Below are 1,481 nucleotides of genomic sequence, written 5' to 3'. Positions count from 1 at the left end.
CCGGGCTGTGGTTCCGGCGCGGTCGTCTTGTCATGGTCTTCTCCTCGCTTGCAGCATCATGCTGCTGTTGCGCGGAAAATCCACCTATCCCGGCTGTTCAGATTCCCGGAGCCACCTCTGAGATATCTGAGTAATCGCAAGGTTTCGTCAAACAGCGCGCCGTCGATGATGCCCTGCTTCACGAGCACATCCTGCAACGAGAAAATCGCACCCTTGAGCACGGCTAATGATCCTCGAACAGCGACAATTGGCCCGGCTGGGCGGGCAACCGCATACCGATTGCGGCGCGCACGAACCTGTCGAAGCGCAGCTGCTCGCGCGGCACGGTGAAGATCTCGCCACCAGGCAAGCCTAGGCCAGGCTCGAAGGCAACGCGATTGCTCGGCCAGTCAGGAAGGCGAAGGCAGGCGATGGGACGGCGAAGCGCGGTTGCAAAGCGCACAGTGTGGGCCGTGCCGCTACGCCGCTGCCATTCGGCCGGAATGAGGATCCGTCCGAGAGCAGCTTGAAGCCGGTTGCGCTGCACGAAGTTATTGGCGGAGTACGAGGTAGTGGGGAGATACTCGCTTACAATTGTACCACCGGTAGCCAAGATGTGGTCGCGCATCCGACCTGATCCCTTGGGATAGTCCTCTAGCACTCCGGTGCCGAGAACGGCGATGGTGGGCACTCCCGCACGAAGCGAGTGTTCGTGGGCAAGCTGATCAATGCCGGCGGCGAGGCCGCTGACCGTCGGTGCACCCCACTCGGCCAAACAAGCGCCGATATAGTGCACCAGGAAGTGGCCGTCTGTGCTCGGCTTTCGTGTGCCGACAATCGCGATCGATGGCTCGCTAAGCCGATTGATCGAGCCTTGAACGAACAGCCAATGTGGCGGCCGCTCCAGCTCCAGCAGACACGGTGGGAAGCCGGGCGAGTGGCGGAACAGCAGCGCAACCCCGAGCGCTTCCAATCGCTCAGCGAGACGATCGCCTTGAGCAATGGCTTGAAGGCGCATCGCTGACCAGCGTCGATCGTTGACAAGCTTGTCATCACCTGGGGCGCGTGGAATCGTCTCGTCCGGCCCGTTGTCGACAGCTTCACGGAACGAGCGGCCTTTTTCGGCAAGCGCGAACAACGTTTTCTGTCCAACCCCCCTCACCGTCGACAGCGCGAGAAAGGCGCGAACCTCGTCCAGTTCATGCCCGATGGACGACGTGTCGGCAGGTCGGTGCTGCAGGTGCGCATCACGGATGCTCAGTGTGGATTCGTCAGGCTCGATCTCGTCCATGAGTTACACGTCCCCGAAGTCCAAAGGATTGTCGGGAAAGACGCGGCGCGCCACGAACAGGCCGATGATCGGCACGCCGGGAAACCGGTTTGCCAGCACAGTATACATCGCGCGGTAATGCGTGCCAGCGGTCAGTACGTCGTCCACAATGCCAATCGCCTGTGGCGCAGGATGGGCGATTCCCTCGTCGATCATGTAAAGGTTGAGCAAT

2 protein-coding genes are annotated in these 1,481 nt (G+C 61.2%); both read right to left on the bottom strand.

The annotated features are described in order from the left end of the window. Positions 1-223 precede the first annotated feature (223 nt). Entirely contained in the window at positions 224-1,270 is a 1,047-nt protein-coding gene (locus Q7U95_RS02570) for a DNA-processing protein DprA (RefSeq protein WP_308751711.1), read from the bottom strand. Between the two features lie 3 nt (positions 1,271-1,273). Beyond that, on the bottom strand, positions 1,274-1,481 hold a 208-nt coding region (locus Q7U95_RS02565), incomplete at its 5' end, for a hypothetical protein (protein WP_308751710.1).

Source organism: Candidatus Oleimmundimicrobium sp., assembly GCF_030651595.1.
GTDB lineage: Bacteria > Actinomycetota > Aquicultoria > UBA3085 > Oleimmundimicrobiaceae > JAUSCH01.
This window is presented reverse-complemented; position numbering and strand designations above follow the sequence as displayed.

What these genes read in the sequence shown, in the direction of transcription:
- Q7U95_RS02570 (WP_308751711.1), bottom strand. Translation starts at nt 1,270, where the DNA reads ATGGACGAGATCGAGCCTGACGAATCCACACTGAGCATCCGTGATGCG.